The sequence below is a fragment of the Paraburkholderia sp. Ac-20340 genome, assembly GCF_017104965.1.
GTDB lineage: Bacteria > Pseudomonadota > Gammaproteobacteria > Burkholderiales > Burkholderiaceae > Paraburkholderia.
This window is the reverse complement of sequence record NZ_JAAGPR010000021.1, coordinates 50,148-70,237: the sequence shown is the minus strand read 5'-3', so window position 1 is coordinate 70,237 and position 20,090 is coordinate 50,148. Positions and strand designations below refer to the sequence as shown.

Here is a 20,090-nt window from a genome sequence, read left to right as displayed (position 1 = left end):
AAGCGTTCCGGTGTGCAGGGCAAGTGTCGTTTCCATGACTTGTCCTGCACGCGGAATTCTGGCGTGATAACACATCGTCATTGCCAACTTCGTCCCATCTCGCTTGATATGGAAAGCCCCCGACTCAACTTCTCCTTGCGTCAACTGCGCTACTTCGTGACGGCGGCGGAAACGCTGTCGTTCACGCTGGCGGCGCGGCTGATGCATATCTCGCAGCCTTCCATTTCCAGTGCGATCTCCGAACTCGAAGACGCATTCGGCATTCAACTGTTCATTCGCCATCATGCCGCCGGTCTGTCGCTCACGCAGGCAGGGCGCGAATTGCTCGGCAAAACGCGCGATCTATTGAAGAACGCCGAAGAACTCCAGGCCGTCGCGCGCGGGCTCGATACTGGCATGACGGGCACGATTGCACTCGGCTGTCTGGTTTCGCTGGCGCCGCCGTTGTTATCCGGCTTGATCAGCCGCTTTCTGGCCGATCATGCTGGCATTGCTTTCAAGACGATGGAAGCGCATCAGGATGGTTTGTTCGAAGGGCTGCACGACGGCTCGCTGGACATCGCACTCACGTACGATATCGATCTCACCGATGACATCGACTTTCGGCCGCTGGTGCATTTGCCGCCTTATGTGATCCTGCCTAGCCGCCATCCGCTTGCGCAGCATCGTGCGGTTTCGCTGTCGAATCTCATCGACGAGCCTTATGTGATGCTCGATCTGCCGCATAGCCGCGAATATTTTTCTTCGCTGTTCGATACGGTCGGGCAGCGGCCGGTGCCGGTGTTCCGCTCTTCGCAACCGGAAGTGGTGCGCGGCATGGTGGCGAACGGTCTGGGCTTCAGCATCCTGAACTTCCCGCTCAAATCGACCCAGACGGTCGATGGCGAAGATTTCGTGGTGAAGCGCTTCAAGGAGAAAGTGGTTGCGACTACGCTGGGTATTGCGCAGTCGCGCACCATGAAGCCGCGCGTGGTGGTGCAGCGCTTCGCTGCATTCGCCGAGGAATTGATCAAACGGCAGTACGCGCGGCCCTGACGAATCCTAGTGACCAGTCTTGAGCTGCGCCCAGAGGCGGTTTTCCAGACGCAGGATATCGGCGGGCAAGGCTTTCATCATGGTCATTTTCGCTAGCACGTCCGGCGCCGGATAGACGCCGGCGTCATTGGCCACGGAGGCGGTCACGAACGCACGCGCCGCCTTGTTCGGCGTGGGGTAGAACACCTCGTTCGTGATTCCCGCATTCACTTTCGGGTCCTCGATATAGTTGATCCAGGCGAGCGCGGCCTCGGGATGCGGTGCGTCCTTGGGAATGCCCATGATGTCGAACCAGATCAGCCCGCCTTCCTTCGCATTCGAGAACCTGATTTCATAGCTGCGTTTGGCATCCACGGCGCGGCGATGCGCAATGCCGATATCGCCGGACCAGCCAAACGCCACGCAGATATCGTTATTCGCAAGGTCGTTGATATATCCGGACGAATTGAATTGCGTGATATACGGGCGGACTTTCTTGAGCGTTTCATACGCCGCCTGATAATCGCCGGGGTTGGTGCTATTGGGGTCTTTGTGCATATATTGCAGCGTGGCCGCGAACACATCGACGGCCTGATCCAGGAATGACACGCCGCAACTCTTCAGTTTCGACATATTTTCCGGGTCGAACACCAGCGCCCAACTGTCGACGGGCGCGTTGCCGCCGAGCGCCTTCTGCACGGCCTGCACGTTGTAGCCCATGCCATCCGTGCCGTAGGCATACGGCGCGCCGTACTGATTGCCGGGATCGGCCTGCGCAATGATTTTCATGAGTGCAGGATCGAGATTCGCCAGATTGGGCAATTTCGATTTGTCGAGCTTCTGGTAGATGCCCGCTGGAATTTGCCGCGCCATGTAATTCGATGTGGGCACAACGATATCATAGCCGGAGCTACCGGCAAGCAGCTTGGCCTGCAAGGTATCGTCGCCGTCGTAGTTATCGTATTTGACCTTGATGCCCGTTTGTTTTTCGAAATCGGGAATGGTGTCCTTGCCAATATAGTCGGACCAGTTATAGACGTTCAACTGCGTTTCAGCCGCCCTGGCGGGCGCGCTGGTCAGACTTCCCGTGCTGGCGAGCGCCGCAAGCGAAGCCAGGGCAATCGAAGGACGCACAAACTGCCGGATACGATCGATGCGCATGAATGTCTCTCTATGAATGAGGATTGGCCATAAGGGCTGCGACGAACGACGGCTGAATCCTGGCACGCGAAGATCGGGAGAAAAAAATAGTTTATCTAGGTCATGTACAGGTTTTTCCTATGCGATGCGCCATGGAACTGGCATCGACAAATTCTATGCAATAGCCAGAAATTGCATTCTTTACCTTGTTATTTTGTCGAGGGAGAGTGAGCCGAACTGGTGTTCGTTTTTGTTGCGGACACCGAGGGTATTCACCAGGCGTAACGGTGCTCAATAGAAGTCCGATTCTGGAACCAGAACCATGAATACACGCGATCTCCCCCAGCGCAGTACCCGTGACTATCAACAGAGCGATGCCGCGCATCATCTGCATGCGTTCGTCGACCAGAAGGCGCTGAACGCGGAAGGGCCACGCGTTATGGTGCGCGGCGAGGGTGTGCATCTCTGGGACAACGACGGCAATCGCTACCTCGACGGTATGTCGGGCTTGTGGTGCACGAACGTCGGTTATGGACGCAAGGAACTGGTCGATGCCGCCGCGCGGCAGATGAAAGAACTGTCTTACTACAACATGTTCTTTCACACCACGCATCCTTCGGTAATTGAACTGTCCGAGAAGCTGTTTTCGCTGCTGGGCGGCCATTTCAGCCATGTCGTTTATACGAACTCCGGTTCCGAATCGAATGAAGTGCTGATCCGCACGGTGCGCCGCTTCTGGGACGTAATGGGCAAGCCGGAAAAGAAGGTGCTGATTGGCCGCGTGAATGGCTATCACGGCTCGACGGTCGGCAGTGCGTCGCTGGGCGGTATGGCGTTCATGCATGAAATGGGCGATCTGCCGATCCCCAATATCACGCATGTCGATGAACCGTACTGGTACGCCAATGGCGGCGATCTCACGCCGGAAGCATTCGGCCTGAAAGCCGCGCAATCGCTCGAGCGCAAGATTCTCGAGCTGGGCGCGGACCGCGTTGGCGCCTTCGTTGCGGAACCGTTCCAGGGCGCGGGCGGCATGATTTTTCCGCCCGACGGTTATTGGCAAGAGATCGAGCGCATCTGCCGCAAATACGATGTGCTGCTGTGTGCCGACGAAGTGATCGGCGGCTTTGGCCGCACCGGCGAATGGTTTGCGCATCGGCACTTTGGCTTCGAACCGGATTTGATCTGTATCGCCAAGGGTTTGACATCGGGCTACGTGCCGATGGGCGGGCTCATCATGAGCCGCCGCGTTGGCGAGGCGCTGGTCGAACGCGGCGGCGTTTATGCACACGGTCTCACGTATTCGGGGCACCCGGTTGCCGCAGCGGTGGCACTGGCGAATCTGGATGTGCTCGATCGCGGCGGGCTGGTCGAGCGCACGAAAACAGATACTGGCCCTTATCTGCAGAAAGCGCTACGCGACGCCTTTGCAGGCCATCCGTTAATCGGCGAAGTGCAGGGCGTGGGGGCCGTTGCCGCGATCCAGTTTGCGAAGGACAAGAGCACGCGCGAGCGCTTCGTCAACGAAGCGGAATTGACGTGGCATAGCCGTTCCGTGGGTTTCGATCTGGGCGTGATCGTGCGTTCGACCAATGGTCGGTTGATCGTCGCGCCGCCGCTCGTGATCGACCATGCGCAAATCGACGAACTGGTGGACAAGATGCGCCTGGCAGTGGACGCGACCGCTGAAACCCTGCTGTAAAACGTTCGAATTACAACGCCCGCTTCGTTCCCACTCGGGAGCGAGCGGGCGTTTTTTATTGACCGCAATACAGCCAAAAAAGTGCAGAGGAATTTTTTTGCTAGGCAGGAACGACAAAAATCATCGTTTCGCAATTCCTCGACTCTGAACAGAATAGACACAACCAAACCCAACCGAACCCACACACAGGGTCGCACAGGCGGTGCGTTTTCTGGTTTGTTGCCAACTCAGGCCGCCTTGCATAAGGAAACCGCAATGACAATCGAAACCGTTGATACGCTCGTCGTCGGCGCCGGGCAGGCCGGCGTGGCAATGAGCGAGCACCTGGGCAAGCTGGGTGTGCCGCATCTCGTGCTGGAGCGCGAGCGCATCGCCGAGCGCTGGAGAACCGGCCGCTGGGATTCGCTGGTCGCAAACGGTCCTGCATGGCACGACCGTTTTCCGGGCCTGGAGTTCGACGATCTCGACCCTGATGCTTTTGCCTCGAAAGATCGCGTGGCCGATTATTTCGAAGCCTACGCAAAGCAGTTCAATGCGCCGATCCGCACGGGTGTGGACGTCACAAAAGTGGTGCGCAATGCAGGCCGCCCCGGCTTCACGGTCGAAACGAGCCGCGGCGTGATCGAAGCGCAACGCGTGGTGGTCGCCACCGGCCCGTTCCAGCGCCCGGTGATTCCGCCGATCGCGCCCAAAAATGCCGCCGGTCTCGTGCAGATTCACTCGGCCGATTATCGCAATCCGCAGCAATTGCCCGAAGGCGCCGTGCTGGTGGTGGGCGCGGGTTCGTCGGGCGTGCAGATTGCCGAAGAATTAATGCGTGCGGGCAAGCGTGTTTATCTCTCCGTGGGTCCGCACGATCGCCCGCCGCGCGCGTATCGCAATCGCGACTTCTGCTGGTGGCTGGGCGTGCTCGGTCTCTGGGATCTGGAAACCGCCGTGCCGGGCCGCGAACACGTGACGATTGCCGTGAGCGGCGCGCGTGGCGGCCATACCGTCAATTTCCGCAAGCTCGCGCATGCGGGCATGACGCTGGTGGGGCTGACCCAGTCGTTCAACGACGGCGTGGTCAAATTCGAAAGCGATCTCGCGACCAATCTCGCGAATGGCGACGCCAACTATCTCTCGCTGCTCGACGCCGCTGACGCCTATGTCGCCCGCAACGGTCTCGATTTGCCGGAAGAACCCGAAGCGCGCGCGGTCGTGCCCGACCCGGAGTGCGTCACGCAACCGCTCCTCGAACTCGACCTGAAAAAGGCCGGTGTGAGCTCGATCGTCTGGGCCACCGGTTACGCAAACGACTATGGCTGGCTGCAGGTCAACGCCTTCGACGAGAAAGGCAAACCGAAGCATCAGCGCGGCGTATCGAGCGAGCCGGGCGTCTATTTCGTGGGCCTGCCGTGGCTCTCGCGCCGTGGCTCGTCATTCATCTGGGGCGTGTGGCACGACGCGAAGCATGTCGCCGGCCATATCGCCACGCAGGCTCAATACCTCGACTATCGCGACGCGACGCAACGCACTCAATCCACCAGTGTGGAAGCGAACATCGACGCTCGCGAAGAAACCCGTAACGAATCGAATAACGCAATCGGAGTCATTTAAATGCCCACGCATACCCGCATCCGCATGTTCAATACCAAGGATACTTATCCGAACCAGACGCTCGACAACGATCTTTGCCAGGCCGTGCGTGCCGGCAATACGGTGTACGTGCGCGGCCAGGTAGGCACCGATTTCGACGGCAAGCTCGTGGGTCTGGGCGACCCGCGTGCGCAGGCCGAGCAGGCCATGAAGAACGTCAAGCAACTGCTCGAAGAAGCGGGCAGCGACCTGAGCCATATCGTCAAGACCACGACGTATCTGATCGACCCGCGTTATCGCGAGCCGGTTTATCAGGAAGTGGGCAAATGGCTCAAGGGCGTGTTTCCGATTTCGACGGGCCTCGTGGTCTCGGCGCTCGGTCAGCCGCAATGGTTGATGGAAATCGACGTGATCGCCGTGGTGCCGGACGGCTGGACGCCGCCGCAAGCCTGAAAACAAGGGAGAAACGTGCCATGACATTCTCGATTGTCGGCCGCTGCGCCGAAACCGGTCAGCTCGGCATTGCCATCAGTTCGTCGAGCATCGCAGTGGGGGCGCGTTGTCCCTGGGCACGCGCAGGTGTGGGCGTCGTGGCGACGCAAAACGTCACGCTGCCCGCACTCGGCCCGCAGGTGCTGGATCTGCTGGAACACGATCAGCTCGAACCCGCAGCCGCGCTGGACCGCGCATTGAATTCGAATGGCTGGAGTCAGTATCGCCAGGTGACGGTGATCGACGCGCAAGGGCGCACGGCGTTTTTCAGCGGCAAGGAAGCGCTGGGCATTTATCACGCGGCGGCAGGCGAGCAGTGCGTGGCGGCGGGCAATATGCTCGCGGGACAACACGTGATCGATACGATGGTGCAGGCGTTCGAAAACACGCCGGGCGCGCTCGCCGATCGTTTGCTGGCTGCCATGCACGCTGCGATGGCGGCGGGCGGGGAGGCCGGGCCGGTACATTCGGCGGCGCTCAAGATCGTCGACGACCATACCTGGCCGGTGGTCGATCTGCGCGTCGATTGGGCCGATAACGATCCGCTCGGCGAGCTGGACGGTCTTTGGCAGGCATATCGGCCGCAGATGCAGGACTATCTGACCCGCGCGCTGAATCCGACCGCCGCGCCAAGCTATGGAGTCCCAGGCGATGAATGAACGCAGCAGTCGCAAGCTGCTGGAGCGGCTGATCGGTTTCGCAACCGTCAGCCGCGAATCGAATCTCGAACTGATTGCGTTTATCGAGCGCTATCTGGCGGAATTCGGCATTCGCAGCGAGCTTTTCTATAACGCGGAGCGCACCAAGGCAAATCTGTTCGCGACGATTGGTCCGAGCGATCGCGGCGGTGTCGTGCTTTCCGGGCATACGGACGTGGTGCCCGTGGACGGCCAGGCGTGGACGGTCGAACCGTTCCGCCTCACGGAGCGCGACGGGCGACTATATGGACGCGGCACGGCGGATATGAAAGGCTTTATCGCCTCGGTGCTGGCAGCCGTGCCGGAATTCATTGCCGCCGATCTGAAAACGCCCATTCATCTGGCGTTTTCCTATGACGAAGAAGTGGGTTGTCTGGGCGTGCGGCCGATGCTCGAAGAACTGGCGAAACGCCCGCACAAGCCGCTCCTTTGCCTGATCGGCGAACCTACGGAACTCAAGCCGGTGCTCGGTCACAAGGGCAAGCTGGCAATGCGTTGCTGCGTGAAAGGCGCGGCGTGTCATTCCGCTTACGCACCTTATGGCGTCAACGCGATTCAATATGCAGCGCGTCTGATTGGTCAACTCGACGAAATCGGCGCGCGTCTGGCCAGCCCGGAACATCGCGACGAACGTTTCGATCCGCCTTATTCCACGGTGCAAACCGGTGTCATCAAAGGCGGGCGCGCGCTCAATATCGTGCCGGCGGAATGCGAATTCGATTTCGAAGTGCGTGCATTACCGGGTTTCGAGGCTCAGTCGGTAGCCGACGAACTCGCGCAATACGCGCAGGCGCAATTGCTGCCCGCCATGCGCGCCGTGCAGCCCGATACCGATATCCAATGGCAATCGCTCGGCGCCTATCCGGGACTGGCGACGCCGCCCGAAAGCGACGCGGCGCGCCTGCTCGCGCATATCAGCGGATCGACGGATTTCGGTACGGTGGCGTTCGGCACGGAAGGCGGCCTGTACGAACAGGCAGGCATACCGACCGTGGTGTGCGGCCCCGGCAGCATGGACCAGGGCCACAAGCCCGACGAATTCGTGAGCGAAGCGCAGCTTGCGGATTGCGACGCCATGCTCGTGCGTCTCGCGCAATATCTCGCGCGAGCGGAGTGAGTTTTAAATCGACGCCTCGTGCAGATTCGCGAGGTGTTCGCGGCAGAAGTCCACGAACAGTTGCGCGGGCTTGGTCAATTGACCGCGTTTGAGCCGCGCGCTCACGAGACCGGAGGTGGCCACGGGTTCGGTGATATCGATCGTGACCACCTTTTTGCCGTCGTAAGTGCATTCGGAATGCGGGCGCGTGACCAGCAGCGAAAAGCCAAAGCCCTGGCCCACCATGCCGCGCACCATTTCGATCGAAGGCGAGCCGAACACGATATTGGGCGTGAGGCCAAGATCGTGAAAGAGGCTCACGAAATAGGTACGGCTGGGCTGCACGTCGAGCAGAATCATCGGCTCGGCGCAAAGGTCGCGCAGCGATACGTGCGATTGACTCGCGAAGCGGTGGTTTTCCGGCAGCAGCACATAAGGCTTTTGCGGCGGCATCAGCGGCTCGGTGGCGATGGTGCCGTCGAGTTCGTGATCGTAGAGAAAGGCGACGTCGAAGGTGCCTGCAGTGAGTCCCTGAACCAGTTCCTGCTGTTCGCCGTCGCGAATGCGGATATTGACGCCGGGATAGCGTTCGCGGAAACCCGCAATCAGTTGCGGCAGATAGAGCGGCGCCACCGTTTCGAAGCAGCCGATATCGATCTGACCGGTGATGACGTCATTGTCGGCCAGCGCGTTCTGCTCGAATTCGTGCGCCATGCGCAGCAGTTCCTGCGCCTTGCGATAGAAGCGCGTGCCGCCCGGCGTGAGCGACACGCCCTGGGCGTGGTGCCGGATGAACAGCTTGACGTTGAAGCTTTCTTCCAGTGCCTTGATGGCGCTGGAAATGGACGGCTGGGCAATATGAAGCTGGCGCGACGCCTCGGCCACGCTGCCGGCTTCGACGGTTGTCACGAAGTACTTGAGTTGTCGCAGGGTATAGAAAGCCACTTGCACCTCTGATGCAGGGCCGCAGGAACGCGGCACGTTTTACCGGTTTTTCAGGCGTTTTTCGACATTACCTTACCCTGGAAGCGCGTGCGGAAGAAAAGTGCATTGCATAGTTTTATCGTATGACTCGAAAATATTTTTATTAATTTGTCTTTGACGCGAAATATCGCACCATCGCCTCAAACCCTTGCTTTTCCACTATCAACATGGGCTGCCCGGGCGGCCCCTCTGGAGACCCGCATGTTTGATCTCGGCTACTGGCAGCGTCGCGCTGCGGAGCAGGTGTTCATCGACCAGGCCCTGATTGGCGGGCGGCGCGTGGCCGCGCTGTCCGGTGCGACGTTCGACGCCGTCAATCCGGCCACGAACCGTCTGTTGGCGCGCGTGGCCGCCTGCGATACGGCAGATGTCGATCTGGCCGTGCGTGCCGCGCGCGAAGCTTACGACAAGGGCACGTGGTCGCGCGCGCCGGCGGTCGAGCGCAAGAAAGTGCTGCTGCGCCTGGCCGAATTGATGCTCGCCAATCGCGAGGAACTGGCATTGCTCGATTCGCTCAATATGGGCAAGCCGGTCGCCGATGCGTGGAATATCGATGTGCCGGGCGCTGCCCATGTGTTCGCGTGGTACGGTGAATCACTCGACAAACTCTATGACCAGGTCGCGCCCACCGCGCCGAATGCGTTCGCGACGATCACGCGCGAAGCGCTGGGCGTGGTCGCGGCAGTCGTGCCGTGGAATTTCCCGCTCGACATGGCCGCGTGGAAACTCGCGCCCGCGCTGGCCGCAGGCAATAGCGTGGTGCTCAAGCCCGCGGAGCAATCGCCGTTTTCCGCGCTGCGCCTCGCCGAACTCGCGCTGGAAGCGGGCCTGCCCGAAGGCGTGCTCAATGTCGTGCCGGGGCTGGGCGAGCAGGCCGGGCGTGCGCTCGGTCTGCATCCGGATGTGGATTGCCTCGTGTTTACCGGCTCGACCGAAGTCGGCAAATACTTCATGCGCTATTCGGCCGATTCGAATCTCAAGCAGGTCTGGCTCGAATGCGGCGGCAAGAGCCCGAATCTGATCTTCGAAGATTGCGCCGATCTCGATCTGGCCGCGGAAAAAGCCGCGTTCGGCATCTTCTTCAATCAGGGCGAAGTGTGCTCGGCCAATTCGCGGCTTTATGTGCAGCGCTCGATTCAGGAGGAGTTTGTCGAGCGCCTGCTTGCGAAGGCGCGCGACTGGATGCCAGGCGATCCGCTCGATCCGGCCAGCCGCGCGGGTGCCATCGTCGATGCGGGGCAGACCGCGCGCATCATGAGCGCCATCGATCAGGCCCAGCTTGACGGTGCGCGCCTGCTCAAGGGCGGCAAGCGTCTGAACATCAACGGCTCGGACAATTTCGTCGAGCCGACCGTCTTCGCCGGTGTGAACAACGACATGCCGATCGCACGCGAGGAAGTATTCGGCCCCGTGCTGGCGATCAGCACGTTCGACACCGAAGAAGAAGCGCTGCGTCTCGCGAACGACAGCGTGTATGGTTTGGCGGCTTCGTTGTGGACCGATAACCTGAATCGCGCGCATCGCGTGGCGCGTGCGCTAAAGGCTGGCACGGTGTCGGTCAATACCGTCGATGCGCTGGACGTGACGGTGCCGTTCGGCGGCGGCAGGCAATCGGGCTTCGGCCGCGATCTCTCGCTGCATTCGTTCGACAAGTACACGCAATTGAAGACCACCTGGATTCAATTGCGCGGATAGGGCGTATCGGACTGGCCGCAACCGGAGCACGCGGCCAGTCTGCTCGATGGGCAGAGGCAGTGCAAGCGATGCATTGATTAAGTAATCCGAAATAATGGGTTCTTGAAACCCGGCAGGAGACAGTATCGTGGCCAGTACGGATAGCAACAACGCGCAATTGATCGAGAAACACACTATTGGCTATGTGCCGCCCGCAGATCGACACGGCAAGGTCCGCGATCTTTTTACGCTCTGGTTCGGCGGCAATATCGCGCCGCTGCCAATCGTCACCGGCGCGCTGGGCGTGCAGATGTTCCATCTGAATCTGTTCTGGGGAATCGTGGCGATCGTCGTGGGGCAGGCGCTGGGCGGCGTGCTGATGGCGCTGCATTCGGCCCAGGGCCCGCAAATGGGCATTCCGCAGATGATTCAAAGCCGTGCGCAGTTCGGTTCATGGGGCGCGCTGCTCGTGACGGTGATTGCGGGCGTGATGTACGTGGGCTTTTTCGCATCGAATATCGTGCTGGCCGGCAAGTCCTTGCACGGCATCCAGGCATCGGTTTCGGTGCCGGTCGGGATTGTGATTGGGGCAGTGGGGTCGGGGCTCATCGGCATTGTTGGTTATCGCTTCATCCACTTTCTGAACCGCATTGGCACGTGGGTATTGGGTATCGGTATTGCCATCGGCTTTGGCTATATCTTCACGCACGTGACCACGGACGATTTCCTCACGCGCGGCGGCTTCAATTTCGCGGGCTGGCTCGCAACGGTATCGCTTTCGGCGCTGTGGCAGATTGCATTCGCGCCTTATGTTTCCGACTATTCGCGCTATCTGCCGGAAAACGTGCGCGTGTCGTCCACGTTCTGGGCGACGTGGCTCGGTTGCACGATCGGCTCCACGCTCGCGTTCGTGTTTGGCGCCGTGGCGGTGCTCGCCGTGCCGCCGGGTGCCGACGCAATGGACGCCGTCAAACTGGCGACCGGCCCGCTCGGGCTGCCGATGCTGGTGCTGTTTCTGCTCAGCGTGATCAGCCATAACGCGCTGAATCTCTACGGCGCCGTGCTCGCGACCATCACGTCCGTGCAGACCTTTGCGAGCCGCTGGATTCCCACGGCCAATGCCCGCGCGGTATTTTCGGTGGTGATTCTGGCGTCGTGCTGCTACGCAGCGATTGGCGCATCGACGAATTTCGTCGGCAATCTCGTCGATCTCGTGCTGGCTTTGCTCGTAGTGCTGGTCCCTTGGACGGCAATCAACTTGATCGATTTTTATGTCGTGCACAAAGGCAAATACGACATCGCATCGATATTCAAAGCCGATGGCGGCATCTACGGGCGATTCAATCCGCAGGCGCTAATCGCCTATGTCGTCGGTATTGCAGTGCAGATCCCGTTCATGAATACGCCGATGTACACGGGGCCAGTACCCAAATATCTGGACGGCGCCGATCTTTCATGGCTGATTGGATTGCTGCTGACGTCGCCGCTCTATTACTGGCTGGCCACGCGCGATACGGCTTATCGCCGCCGCATCGAAGCAGGGGCAAGCGCTGCTTTGCGGTGAATTTCCCCATCCTTTAGAAGCGCATTTTCCGATGACGCCGCTCCCCACAGGAGCGGCGTTTTTCGTTTGCGCCCAGCACCGAAAATAATTCCAGCGAGGTATGGTGCGTCGCAGTATTCGCGCCTCGTCACGGAAACTCCATACCCTCAAGGTATGGAAACCGGTGTTTAAAAGTATTGGACGCTCTATCCAGGCGGGGCGTATAAATCCATTCCATGAACTCCACGCACGCCACGCCAGCCATGACCCCAGTGACGATTGAACGCATCGAAACCCGCCTGGTCGATCTGCCCACGATCCGCCCTCACAAGCTTTCGGTTGCAACGATGTATGGGCAGACCTTGATGCTCGTGAAGGTATTTTGCAGCGATGGCGTGATCGGCATCGGCGAAGGCACCACGATCGCGGGCATGGCCTACGGCCCAGAAAGCCCGGAAGCGATGAAGGTGGCGATCGACACGTACTTCGCCCCGGCCATGATCGGCCAGGACGCCACGCGCATTCAGGCGTTGATGGCGCATCTGGGCAAGCTGGTAAAGGTCAATCACTTTTCGAAGAGCGCGATTGAAACCGCGCTGCTCGATGCACAAGGCAAGCGCCTTGGCGTGCCCGTGAGCGAGTTGCTGGGCGGTCGCCGCCGCGATCGCGTGCCGGTTGCCTGGACGCTTGCATCGGGCGACACGGCAAAGGACATCGCCGAAGCCGAACATATGCTCGAAGTGCGCCGCCACAACGTCTTCAAGCTGAAGATTGGCGCGAAGCCGCTTGAAACCGATATCAAACACGTGGCCGAAATCAAGAAGGCCGTGGGCGATCGCGCTGCCGTGCGCGTCGACGTGAATATGGCGTGGAGCGAAACGCAGGCCGCGTGGGCGATTCCCGCACTGGCCGATGCGGGCTGCGAACTGGTCGAGCAACCGGTGGCCTCCGCCGCGGCGCTGGCGCGTTTGATGCGCCGCTTCCCGGTCGCGCTGATGGCCGACGAAATCCTGCAGGGCCCGGAAAGCGCATTCGACATTGCAAAGAACAATGGCGCCGATGTCTTTGCCATCAAGATCGAGCAGAGCGGCGGCCTGTTTGCCGCGCAACGCGTGGCCGCAATTGCTGACGCCGCGGGCATCGAACTCTATGGCGGCACGATGCTGGAAGGCGCATTCAGCACGGTGGCTTCGGCGCATCTGTTTGCGAGTTTCGCCAATCTGCAATGGGGCACCGAATTGTTCGGTCCGCTGCTGATCACCGAAGAGATTCTGACGAAGCCGCTCGATTACAGCGATTTTGCGCTGACCGTGCCTTCCGGCCCGGGTCTGGGGATCGAGCTCGATGAAGCGAAAGTCGAGCGCTTTACCCGCAACGGACTCATCAAAACTACCCGCTAATTTCAGGTTATTAGAAGGACGGAGACGATGCTTTTCCAGGTACGTATGGATGTGAACATCCCGGCCGATCTGCCCGCCGAGGTCGCCAATGAAATCAAGGCACGTGAAAAGGCCTATTCGCAGGAACTGCAACGCAGCGGCAAGTGGCGCCATATCTGGCGCGTGGTCGGCGAGTACGCGAATTACAGCATTTTCGATGTGGAAAGCAACGCGGAACTGCACGACATTCTCACGGCTTTGCCGCTGTTCCCGTATATGAAGATTTCGGTGACGCCGCTGTGTCGCCACCCGTCGTCGATCCGCGACGACGACGCCTGATTCCAGCAGAGTCATTCAGGCCGCTGTTCCCCAAAATACAAGTGTGGAGACACTAATCATGAGCGTCAAAGTATTCGATACGCAGGAAGTGCAGGATCTGCTGAAAGCCGCTGCGAATCTCAACGGCAATACCGGCAACGCGCGTTTCCAGCAAATCATTCATCGTCTGCTGGGCGACCTATTCAAGGCCATCGACGATCTCGACATTACGCCCGATGAAGTCTGGGCCGGTGTGAACTATCTGAACAAGCTGGGTCAGGACGGCGAAGCGGCGCTGCTTGCAGCAGGTCTCGGTCTGGAAAAATACCTCGACGTGCGCATGGATGCGGAAGACAAGGCAACCGGTCTGGACGGCGGCACGCCGCGCACGATCGAAGGTCCGCTCTATGTGGCCGGCGCGCCGGTGCGTGACGGCGTGGCGAAGATCGACTTCGACGAAGACGCGAACGCCGGCCCGCTGATCATTCGCGGCACGGTCAAAGGCACGGACGGCAAGCCTATCGCCAACGCCGTAGTCGAATGCTGGCACGCCAATTCCAATGGCTTCTATTCGCACTTCGACCCGACCGGCGCGCAAACCGATTTCAATCTGCGCGGCGCAGTGAAAACGGGCGCAGACGGCGTGTATGAATTCCGCACGCTCATGCCGGTGGGTTATGGCTGCCCGCCGCACGGCGCCACGCAGCAGTTGCTCGACGGCCTGGGCCGCCACGGCAACCGCCCGGCACACGTGCACTTCTTTATCTCGAGCGGCGATCACCGCAAGCTCACCACGCAATTCAATATCGAAGGCGATCCGCTGATCTGGGATGACTTCGCCTATGCCACGCGCGAAGAACTCATTCCGCACGTCGTCGAGAAAACCGGCGGCGCCGCATTGGGCCTGAAAGCCGACGCGTACAAACACATCGAATTCGATGTCGTTCTGACGCCGCTGCTGCAAGGCCGCGACAACCAGATCGTCCAGCGCCCGCGCGCTGCGGCAAGCGCCACCGTAGAAGCCTAAGCGTCCAGTAAGGCGGCAGCCGCACCGCGCTGCCGCCCACCGATTCCCCCGCGAGAACCCATTCGCCACCGATGCATGCTTCCCGTGCAGGGATCGGTGTACGCATAGGGAGAGGAAATATGTCCGCCATCATCGACCAATCCAACGACCTCGATAACCTGCTGGCTACCGCCGTGCAGGACGACAGGCAAGCCGGTATTTTCCGTTGCCGTCGCGATATCTTCACCAATACCGAATTGTTCGATCTCGAGATGAAACACATCTTCGAGAGCAATTGGGTTTATCTGGCTCACGAAAGCCAGATTCCGAATAACAACGATTACTACACCACGTGGATTGGTCGTCAGCCCATCGTCATTACGCGTGACAAGACTGGCGAACTGAATGCCGTCATCAATGCCTGCGCGCACAAAGGTGCAATGCTCTGTCGCCGCAAGCACGGCAATAAAGGCAGTTTTACGTGCCCGTTCCACGGTTGGACTTTCTCGAACACCGGCAAGCTGCTCAAGGTGAAGGACGAGAAGACCACTGAATATCCGGTGCAGTTCAATACGCACGGCTCGCACGATCTGAAGAAAGTCGCGCGTTTCCAGAACTATCGCGGCTTTCTGTTCGGCAGCCTGAATGCGGATGTCATGCCGCTCGAAGAATATCTGGGCGAAGCGCGCGTGATTATCGACCAGATCGTCGATCAGGCGCCCGGCGGCCTCGAAGTGTTGCGCGGCAATTCCTCGTATGTGTACGAGGGCAACTGGAAAATGCAGATGGAAAACGGTTGCGACGGCTATCACGTCAGCACCGTGCACTGGAATTACGCCGCCACGATGGGCCGCCGCAAGGAAGAGGGCACCAAGGCCGTTGACGCGAATAGCTGGAGCAAGTCGGTGGCGGGCGTTTATGGCTTCGAACACGGCCATATTCTGCTCTGGACCCAGACCATGAACCCGGAAGTGCGCCCCGTCTATCAGCAGCGCGACGAAATCAAGGCGCGCGTGGGCGAGGTGGCCGCCGACTTCATCGTGAACCAGACGCGCAACCTGTGCGTGTACCCGAACGTCTTCCTGATGGACCAGTTCAGCACGCAGATTCGCGTGGTGCGTCCGATCAGCGTCGATAAAACCGAAGTGTCGATTTTCTGCTTCGCGCCGAAGGGCGAGAGCGCAACCGATCGCGCCACGCGCATTCGCCAGTACGAAGACTTCTTCAACGTCTCGGGCATGGGCACGGCCGACGATCTGGAAGAATTCCGCGCTTGCCAGAACGGTTACGCCGGTATTACGGCGATGTGGAACGACCTCTCGCGCGGCGCGCCGCTGTGGGTCGAAGGCGCCGATGACAACGCGAAGAAGATGGGCCTGAAGCCGCTGATTTCGGGCGAGCGCAGCGAAGACGAAGGCCTGTTCGTGTGCCAGCACGAATACTGGGTGGAAGTCATGCGCGACGCACTGAAGAAAGAACGTAAGGAGTCCGTGGCATGAGCTTCGATTACCAAACCCTTTGCGCGGTGCTTTATCGCGAGGCGCGTCTGCTCGACGATCGGCAGTGGGACGAATGGCTCACCTGCTATGCGGAAGACGTCACCTACTGGATGCCGGCCTGGGACGACGACGATCAGATCACCGACGACCACGAAAGCCAGATCTCGCTGATGTATTACCCCGATCGCGGCGGCCTGGAAGACCGGGTGTTCCGCATCAAGACCGAACGCAGCGGCGCTTCCACGCCGGAGCCGCGCACGAGCCACAACGTCAACAACGTCGAAGTGCTGGCCGAGCGTGATAACGAAGTCGATCTGCGCTACAACTTCCAGACGCTCAACCATCGTTACCGTACGACCGACTTCTTCTACGGCACGATGTTCGTCACGCTGCGTCTGGTCGAAGGTCAGTGGTTGATTGCCTATAAGAAGATCGTGCTGAAGAACGACTATATCCGGCAGGTACTCGACGTTTATCACGTGTAAGGCGTGCTGAAAGTCGAACGCATCAATATCAGGTAGTTGGAGGAGGTCCCCATGTCCAGTTTCAATATTGCGCTGAATTTCGAAGACGGCGTGACGCGCTTCATCGACTGCAAGGCCGGCGAGAAAGTTCTCGACGCGGCATTTCGCGCCCGCATCAATCTGCCGATGGATTGCTCCGACGGCGTGTGCGGAACCTGCAAATGCAAGGCCGAAAGCGGCAGCTATGACCTTGGCGACGACTATATCGAAGATGCGCTGAGCGACGACGAAAAAGAAGGCGGCCTCGTGCTCACGTGCCAGATGGTGCCGCAAAGCGATTGCGTGATTGCAGTGCCGGCATCGTCGGCGGTGTGCAAGACGGGGCAGAGCCAATGCGCCGCAACCGTGACGAAGATCGAATTGCATAACGATGCAGCCGTCGTGCTCGAACTGGATGTCGATGCGAATGCGCCGGTGTTTCTGCCTGGCCAGTATGTGAATATCAACGTGCCGGGCAGCGGTCAGCATCGCTCGTATTCGTTTTCTTCGGCACCGGGCGATTCGAAGCTCAGCTTCCTGATCAAGAAGATTCCCGGCGGCGTGATGAGCACGTGGCTCGAAGCCGCCAAAGCCGGCGACAAGCTCGAACTGATCGGGCCGCTCGGCAGCTTCTATCTGCGCGATGTGCAGCGTCCGCTGTTGTTCCTCGCGGGCGGCACGGGCCTCGCACCGTTCCTTTCGATGCTCGAAGTACTCGCGCGTGCGAATTCGCAGCAGAAGATTCATCTGATTTACGGCGTGACGCGCGATCTCGATCTCGTGCAGGTCGAAGCGATCGAAGTCTATACGTCGAAACTGGCGAATTTCAGTTTCAGTACCGTCGTAGCGGACGAAGCATCGAATCATCCGCGTAAAGGCTGGGTCACGCAGCATATTCCCGCCGATGCACTCAATGACGGCAACGTGGATGTCTATCTGTGCGGCCCGCCGCCGATGGTCGACGCAGTGCGCAAGCACTTCGACGATAACGGCGTGAAGCCCAATAGCTTCCACTACGAGAAGTTCACTCCCAACGTCCTTCCGAAGGCGGCATGAACATGCAACGTTTCTCAGGCAAGGTCGTGGTCGTGACGGGCGCGGCCCAGGGCATCGGGCGCGGCGTGGCGCTGCGCGCCGCCGCGGAGGGCGGCAAGGTGGTGTTCGTCGATCGCGCGGATTTCGTTGCTGAAGTCGCGGCGGAAGCCGGCGGTGATCACACGGCGGGTTTTGTCGCGGATCTCGAAACCTACGAAGGCGCGCGCGATACGATGGCTTTCGCGGCGGAAAAGTTCGGCGGCATCGATATTCTGATCAACGGCGTGGGCGGCGCGATCCGCATGCGTCCGTTCGCGGAATTCGAGCCCGCGCAGATCGATGCAGAAATTCGCCGCTCGCTCATGCCGACTCTCTATACCTGCCATGCCGTGTTGCCGTATTTGCTCAAGCGCGGCGGCGGTACGATCGTCAATATCTCGTCGAATGCCACGCGCGGCATTCGACGCGTGCCGTATTCGGCGGCAAAAGGCGGCGTGAACGCCATTACGCAGGCGCTGGCGATGGAATACGCGGACCAGAATATCCGCGTGGTGGCGACCGCGCCGGGCGGCACCAGCGCACCGCCGCGCCGCGTGCCGCGCAATGCCGCGGGCGATACCGATCAGGAAAAGGCGTGGATGAACGAGGCAGTTAATCAGGTTACCGAATCAACCTTTTTCAAGCGCTATGGCAGTATCGACGAACAGGTTGCGCCGATCCTGTTCCTCGCCTCCGATGAAGCGAGCTATATCACCGGATCGGTCTTGCCGGTCGCAGGCGGCGATACGGGTTGAATCGTCGGTTGAATCGCCCAATCAACCTTTATTTGCACGCGGTTCCCGATCGGTCGGCGTGAGATATTCCATGCCTTGCTCGTCGTAGAGGTCGTAAATCAGTTGCAGCATGCGCTGAAGATCCTCGGATTCGTCGAGCATGCGCATGCTCATGATGATCGGCGAAACCAGGTTGGCGTCGTCCAGATCCTTGTAGACCACATCGTCGCGTTTAAGGCCGTAGACGCTTTTCGGCACGATCGAAATGCCTTCGCCCGCGGCGACGAGCCCCAGCGCAACCTGCAATTCACGCGTTTCCAGCACGCGGGCGGGTTTGAGCGCGCGGTCGTGAAAGGCGGCCAGCACCTGGTCCGCGTAACTCGGGCGCGGCGACTTCGGGAAAATAATCAGCGTTTCATTGAGCAGATCGTGCAGCGACAGCACGGTTTTGCTATCGCCCAGCACGTGGCCTTGCGGCAGCGCCACGATCATGCGTTCCTCGCGCAGCACGACGCGGCGCACACTCGGATCGTCCAGCCGGATACGTCCGAAACCCACATCGATACGGCCTTCCTTGAGCGCCTTGATCTGGTCCATCGTGGACATTTCATTGAGGCTCAATTCGACTTCGGCATGCTGCTGGCGATAGCGGCGGATGATCTTGGGCAGCATGCCGTAAAGCGTCGAGCCCACAAAACCCACCGAAAGATTGCGCTCGATCTTGCCGACGCGGCGCGTCATCGATTCAAGCTCGGCGGTTTGCGCAAGCAGTTGCGAAGCGTGCTGATAGAAAAAACGCCCGGTATCGGTGAGCTTGAGCGGGCGCGAATTGCGCTCGAAAAGCTGCACGCCCAGAATCTCTTCGAGTTGCTGGATCTGCCGGCTCAAAGGCGGCTGCGCAATATGCAGGCGCTGCGCGGCGCGCGTGAAGCTGCGTTCTTCGGCGACCGCTACAAAATAGCGAAGATGGCGCAACTCCATGTTCCAACCTCTGGGATATCGATCTGTGGAGAAAGGGTGCCAAAACGGCATCTCATTATACTTGGCAGGCATGTTGCGCGCCGTGCCGACAACACCGCCATCCATCCCAATAATAGTTGAAATTTTCAACTAGTTGTCTATACTCCGATGCGTCGCCGGGTTCAGCACGCGTTGTGCATGACTGCCGCCCGGCATCACCGTCAGGAGTTTGCGCTTGGCTTCAGGTTCTCATCCAGGACGTCCCGGTTTTCTCACCTTCAGGCTCGATCTCGCGAGCGCGCTGCTCAGCGAGCGCGCCAACGCGATTTACCGCGAGCGCTGGAGCCTGGACGTGCGCGCGCTGCGCGTGTTGCGGCTCGTCTGCGCGGAAGCGGGCATTACGCCCAAAGCCGTTTCTCAGCGCGCGCTGATCGAAAAAACGTTACTGTCGAAAACGCTCGCCGAACTGGAATCGCGCGGCCTGATCGCCCGCGATACCCATGCCGATGACCGTCGCAGTATCGCCTTGAGCGGCACGCCGGAAGGCGTCGAGATCGCCCGGGCATCGGCGCGAGTTGGCGAAGCGCTGGAAGTCGAACTGGCCGCCGCGTTGAGCGCGAACGAACGCAAGACGCTCGACCGCCTGCTCGAAAAGCTTTCGGACAGCTTGCTCGATGGCGCTGCCTGACCTGAACG

Annotated in this window: 19 protein-coding genes; 16 read left to right on the top strand and 3 right to left on the bottom strand. The window is 59.9% G+C overall.

Annotated elements, in window-relative coordinates:
• Positions 1–108 precede the first annotated feature (108 nt).
• A complete protein-coding gene (locus tag G3N59_RS23740) occupies positions 109–1,035 on the top strand; it encodes a LysR family transcriptional regulator (protein WP_205985237.1) in 927 nt (308 codons plus the stop codon).
• 6 nt (positions 1,036–1,041) lie between these two features.
• Here the strand turns inward: G3N59_RS23740 and G3N59_RS23735 are convergent, their stop codons facing one another.
• Positions 1,042–2,175, bottom strand: coding sequence for a polyamine ABC transporter substrate-binding protein (locus G3N59_RS23735; RefSeq protein ID WP_205985236.1), 1,134 nt, complete (start codon positions 2,173–2,175; stop codon positions 1,042–1,044).
• A gap of 301 nt (positions 2,176–2,476) precedes the next feature.
• On the opposite strand from G3N59_RS23735, the gene G3N59_RS23730 reads away from it, so the two are divergent.
• The 5 genes from G3N59_RS23730 to argE all read left to right on the top strand — a co-directional run bounded on the left by G3N59_RS23730 (position 2,477) and on the right by argE (position 7,741).
• Positions 2,477–3,856 (top strand): aspartate aminotransferase family protein, encoded by a 1,380-nt coding sequence (locus tag G3N59_RS23730; RefSeq protein ID WP_205985235.1) that lies wholly within the window; start codon positions 2,477–2,479, stop codon positions 3,854–3,856.
• 255 nt (positions 3,857–4,111) lie between these two features.
• Positions 4,112–5,455: an NAD(P)/FAD-dependent oxidoreductase gene (locus G3N59_RS23725; RefSeq protein WP_205985234.1), complete on the top strand. Its 1,344-nt coding sequence runs from the start codon at positions 4,112–4,114 to the stop codon at positions 5,453–5,455.
• Positions 5,456–5,887, top strand: a complete 432-nt coding sequence (locus G3N59_RS23720; protein ID WP_205985233.1) for a RidA family protein — start codon at positions 5,456–5,458, stop codon at positions 5,885–5,887.
• Positions 5,888–5,907: 20 nt separating this feature from the next.
• A complete protein-coding gene (locus G3N59_RS23715; RefSeq protein ID WP_205985232.1) occupies positions 5,908–6,585 on the top strand; it encodes a DUF1028 domain-containing protein in 678 nt (225 codons plus the stop codon).
• On the top strand, positions 6,578–7,741 hold the full coding sequence (gene argE, locus G3N59_RS23710; protein ID WP_205985231.1) for an acetylornithine deacetylase: 1,164 nt from the start codon (positions 6,578–6,580) through the stop codon (positions 7,739–7,741). The genes G3N59_RS23715 and argE overlap by 8 nt, the downstream gene beginning before the upstream one ends.
• Before the next feature lie 3 nt (positions 7,742–7,744).
• Here the strand turns inward: argE and G3N59_RS23705 are convergent, their stop codons facing one another.
• A complete protein-coding gene (locus G3N59_RS23705; protein WP_205985230.1) occupies positions 7,745–8,665 on the bottom strand; it encodes a LysR substrate-binding domain-containing protein in 921 nt (306 codons plus the stop codon).
• A 240-nt stretch (positions 8,666–8,905) separates the two neighbouring features.
• Here G3N59_RS23705 and G3N59_RS23700 point away from each other — a divergent pair, with 240 nt between their 5' ends.
• The 9 genes from G3N59_RS23700 to benD all read left to right on the top strand — a co-directional run bounded on the left by G3N59_RS23700 (position 8,906) and on the right by benD (position 18,455).
• Positions 8,906–10,399, top strand: coding sequence for an aldehyde dehydrogenase (locus G3N59_RS23700; protein WP_205985229.1), 1,494 nt, complete (start codon positions 8,906–8,908; stop codon positions 10,397–10,399).
• Between the two features lie 127 nt (positions 10,400–10,526).
• Entirely contained in the window at positions 10,527–11,942 is a 1,416-nt protein-coding gene (locus tag G3N59_RS23695; RefSeq protein ID WP_205985228.1) for a cytosine permease, read from the top strand.
• A 242-nt stretch (positions 11,943–12,184) separates the two neighbouring features.
• Positions 12,185–13,321, top strand: coding sequence for a muconate/chloromuconate family cycloisomerase (locus tag G3N59_RS23690; RefSeq protein ID WP_205985301.1), 1,137 nt, complete (start codon positions 12,185–12,187; stop codon positions 13,319–13,321).
• A 27-nt stretch (positions 13,322–13,348) separates the two neighbouring features.
• Positions 13,349–13,639: a muconolactone Delta-isomerase gene (gene catC / locus G3N59_RS23685; RefSeq protein WP_205985227.1), complete on the top strand. Its 291-nt coding sequence runs from the start codon at positions 13,349–13,351 to the stop codon at positions 13,637–13,639.
• 58 nt (positions 13,640–13,697) lie between these two features.
• Complete coding sequence (gene catA / locus G3N59_RS23680) at positions 13,698–14,645, top strand: catechol 1,2-dioxygenase (protein WP_205985226.1); 948 nt, start codon at positions 13,698–13,700, stop codon at positions 14,643–14,645.
• Positions 14,646–14,764: 119 nt separating this feature from the next.
• Positions 14,765–16,123: a Rieske 2Fe-2S domain-containing protein gene (locus tag G3N59_RS23675; protein WP_205985225.1), complete on the top strand. Its 1,359-nt coding sequence runs from the start codon at positions 14,765–14,767 to the stop codon at positions 16,121–16,123.
• Positions 16,120–16,608, top strand: coding sequence for a benzoate 1,2-dioxygenase small subunit (gene benB, locus G3N59_RS23670; protein ID WP_205985224.1), 489 nt, complete (start codon positions 16,120–16,122; stop codon positions 16,606–16,608). Before G3N59_RS23675 ends, benB begins: the two co-directional genes overlap by 4 nt.
• Positions 16,609–16,659: 51 nt before the next feature.
• The gene (gene benC / locus G3N59_RS23665) at positions 16,660–17,682 is read left to right on the top strand and encodes a benzoate 1,2-dioxygenase electron transfer component BenC (RefSeq protein WP_205985223.1); all 1,023 of its coding nucleotides are present in this window, start codon (positions 16,660–16,662) and stop codon (positions 17,680–17,682) included.
• Positions 17,679–18,455: a benzoate diol dehydrogenase BenD gene (gene benD, locus G3N59_RS23660; RefSeq protein ID WP_205985222.1), complete on the top strand. Its 777-nt coding sequence runs from the start codon at positions 17,679–17,681 to the stop codon at positions 18,453–18,455. The genes benC and benD overlap by 4 nt, the downstream gene beginning before the upstream one ends.
• Before the next feature lie 21 nt (positions 18,456–18,476).
• Here the strand turns inward: benD and G3N59_RS23655 are convergent, their stop codons facing one another.
• Positions 18,477–19,415, bottom strand: coding sequence for a LysR family transcriptional regulator (locus G3N59_RS23655; protein WP_205985221.1), 939 nt, complete (start codon positions 19,413–19,415; stop codon positions 18,477–18,479).
• Between the two features lie 214 nt (positions 19,416–19,629).
• Between G3N59_RS23655 and G3N59_RS23650 the strand changes: the two genes are divergently transcribed.
• On the top strand, positions 19,630–20,082 hold the full coding sequence (locus tag G3N59_RS23650) for a MarR family transcriptional regulator (RefSeq protein WP_205985220.1): 453 nt from the start codon (positions 19,630–19,632) through the stop codon (positions 20,080–20,082).
• Positions 20,083–20,090 lie beyond the last annotated feature (8 nt).